The sequence below is a fragment of the Gilliamella sp. B2838 genome (genome assembly GCF_026536185.1).
In the GTDB taxonomy this organism is placed as follows: domain Bacteria; phylum Pseudomonadota; class Gammaproteobacteria; order Enterobacterales; family Orbaceae; genus Gilliamella.
The window spans coordinates 1-3240 of the sequence record NZ_JAFNOO010000030.1 but is presented as its reverse complement, the minus strand read 5'-3'; the positions used below and the strand labels follow the sequence as shown (position 1 = coordinate 3240).

The window sequence follows — 3240 nt, the reverse complement described above, 5'->3', positions numbered from 1 at the left end:
TAGTCTCTTCTTTGTTGTTCTAAGCCTTGTTTTATTGATTCTTGTTCGCTTGCATCAAACTTACTAACATATGCATCACGTTTTGTCTCATCACCGTCTTTTATATAACCCAAATAGTTTTCAGCATCATCGGTCATTTCACTGTTTAATGCTTCCCATTCCGGCCGCTTTCCTTCCGCATCCAGCTCTTCATACCATTCACTTTTATAATGAACTAACAACCGTCCCAGTGCCGTTGTTAATGGGGGTTTTTCCGCTATTCCCTTAAAACATTTGCAATATCAAATATTCATTATGATTATTATCAAAAATTCATATATTTCAATAACTTTATAATTAATAAAAAACCTTATTACTTATCTAAAAATTTTTAATCTTCATAAGGATCATCTACAAATTTTCTACAATTACTTAGCTCTTTAGGTGTGCATTCTCTTTGTTTTGTAAACACCAATAGATTAGAATTTACGACCATCGTTCCAACCTCTTTATACAAACATTCTGTTTCAACATATTTATAACGGTTATTTTCAAAGCATTTAAAATTATTTTTCAACGATATAACTTCATCTTCTTTTTTGCCCGGACAGTATTTGTAGCTATAAGCAAATTTATCTTCATCATCAATACTTAAATCATTACCGTAAAGATTCAATTTGACAAATTTCTGCTGTTTTTTGTCATAAGAGTAAGCATAATATTTATCAATATTATTTGAACCCGACAGTTGATCTTTAACGATGAAAAAGGAATTATTATTTCCATAAAAATTAAAATCAAAACTTTCATTAGTTTTGATGCTAACATAACCATGAAACTCACATTCACTTATATCATCGATGACTTGAATAAGACGACCATCTTTTTTATTGAAGATTTTGACACCCACAATATGTGCTTTTTCCTTTTGATTTTTAGACACTATCACTTTAAAATAAAAATCTTTTGTGCTATCTCTCTGTAAATAATCTATATTGCTGAATTCCGCTTCATCTAATGAATTTTCGTTATATTCAAATATTTTATCTAAATTAATCTTACTATCTTTACCAAAAGCATATCCTGCTAGCTGTTGGTAATTTTCCGAACCATCATTAAAAGTCACGACATTGAAATCTTTAATAAATATTTTATCAATCATCTTTTTATATGAATTTGCATAATAAGTTTTAAAATTAAATTCATTAGTATTGTTTTTTACAAAATCTAATAATCTAACTTGATGATCTATACCATTTGTATAAACAAAAACAGCCGTTTCAGAATCAAAATAAAAATCAGCTTTATTTTTTCCTACATTACCAGTATATACACGGAAAATTGCTTGGCTGATGGCAGGAATTAATAATAGAAAAAGTAAAATTGTTTTTTTATAGCTCATGTGTAATTCCTTAATTTATCTAGTATACAGCTGGATTCATACTTATCAGTCACACAGCTATTAATAATCATCATAATCATTAGTATCTATATAATTGCGACAAAAGTTCAACTCAGTAAGTGTGCATGCTCTTTGTTTTTTAAACTCATATCGACCATTATTTTCGTTTAGATAACTATCCTCCTGAAATAAGCATTCTGTTGAAATTCGTTTGTAACGGTTATTACCTATGTATTGAAAATCATCTGTCAGAAATATTTGGGATCTTTCTTTTTTACTCGGACAGGTTTTGTAGCTAGTAGCCTCTTTTTCTTTATAATCAAAACGAAAATCATTACCATCGAGATTTAATTTAACAAATTGTTGTTGGGTTTTGTCATAAGCGTAATAATCTGCTATTTCATTAGGACCATAATTTCTATTTTTAGTCAGATAAAAGTCATTATTATCACCATCAAAATTAAAATCAAAGCCTTCATGTGTTTGAATACTAACATAAGAATTAAATTCACACCCTTTTATCCCCGTAATAGTCTGAATAAGGCGACCATCCTGTTTGCTATAAATTTTGATCCCCACAATTTTTGCTTTTTTCCCTTTTTTCTTTGATACCACCACTTTAAAATAAAAATCTTTAGTGCTACTTTGTTGTAAATAATCTACATTATTAAATTCTACTTTGCGTAATGAATGTTCATCGTATTCACCGTATTCAAATGTTTTGTGTAAATCTACCTTATCACCATTAGGTGTATAGCCTGTAAGCCGTTCTGAATCAAAAATATCAACATTCTCAATCACTGGATTAACATTTTTAGATTTGAATTTACTGGGGTTACGAATCTGACTTATATTAAGATTCCTAACTTGATGATCTTTATTATCAATATAAACCGCAACATCATATTCAAAATAAAATTCAACTTTATCTTGACCAATGGTACCTGTGTAAATGCGACTTAATTCTGCTTGGCTAATTGTTGGTATTAGTGATATTAGAAGTAAAATAGGTTTTATATAATCCATCTTGTTATTCCTTAATTTATTTCTACTTTGTATATTGTTGTTTTACTTAAGTTTATTTCTTTTTAACCACTTGTTCTTGAATTCTTCTCTCTTTCACTTTTGTCTGCTCATCTACATCAATTGCCTGTAAATTAACAAAGAATGCCGGATTGATTTTGTAGGCTAGCCTATCGTTTTGTGCATTTTTTGTATTAGTCCGATTACCATTTTTTTTCATAGCGATTTCAAAATGTAAATGAGGATTACAAAGTCCTTTAGCGTTACCTGTATAGCCTATCAAATCACCCGATTTAACCTTATTTTCGACTTTTAAGTCAGCACGTTTATCACTTAAATGACAATAACGTAAATAAAAATGGTCAGCATTAATATCAAAATCATCAGCTTGAACTACCTCTTGTTTGTCGGGTTCATTAAATTCAAGCGTATAGTCATTTCTTGATGCGCGTAAATCATCACCCTTGACTTTTATTACTAATACGTTTCCATATCCACCTTCTACTTCATATTGAACTATTTCTCCATCTAAACACGCGTAACATGGGGTATTTATGTCTGCAAATAAATCTAAACCTGTATGAGCTTTCGCGCCCTGATTTCTTACAAAACCAAAAGCACCATTCCAATTATTAAGATTTGTATTTGAACTATAACAAGTGCGTTGTGGGCGCTCTAAAGGCTCATGCCAGAGTTTTCTTTTAGAATTAAAACAATCCACCATCGCCACAGGATGCATAAACCAAACCTCACCGTTTTGGCTTAACGTGGCTGGCGTTGATGATGTTTCGGTTTGTTGCTTTGAGCTGTCTTCTGTTTTATCTTTTTCTGTTTCA

Annotated in this window: 4 protein-coding genes; all 4 read right to left on the bottom strand. The window is 30.3% G+C overall.

Translation table 11 applies throughout. The features are described 5' to 3' along the window. Positions 1-221: hypothetical protein (locus J3U63_RS13090; RefSeq protein WP_267371824.1), on the bottom strand; the 221-nt coding region annotated here is incomplete at its 3' end. Between the two features lie 149 nt (positions 222-370). Next, the gene (locus J3U63_RS13085; protein WP_267371823.1) at positions 371-1381 is read right to left on the bottom strand and encodes a hypothetical protein; all 1011 of its coding nucleotides are present in this window, start codon (positions 1379-1381) and stop codon (positions 371-373) included. A gap of 60 nt (positions 1382-1441) precedes the next feature. Next, positions 1442-2407, bottom strand: a complete 966-nt coding sequence (locus tag J3U63_RS13080; protein ID WP_267371822.1) for a hypothetical protein — start codon at positions 2405-2407, stop codon at positions 1442-1444. Between the two features lie 52 nt (positions 2408-2459). After that, a partial coding sequence (locus J3U63_RS13075; RefSeq protein ID WP_267371820.1) for a M23 family metallopeptidase occupies positions 2460-3240 on the bottom strand: 781 nt, incomplete at its 5' end.

Coding starts and splice junctions, on each gene's coding strand:
- J3U63_RS13085 (WP_267371823.1), bottom strand. CDS start 1,381: ATGAGCTATAAAAAAACAATTTTACTTTTTCTATTATTAATTCCTGCC.
- J3U63_RS13080 (WP_267371822.1), bottom strand. CDS start 2,407: ATGGATTATATAAAACCTATTTTACTTCTAATATCACTAATACCAACA.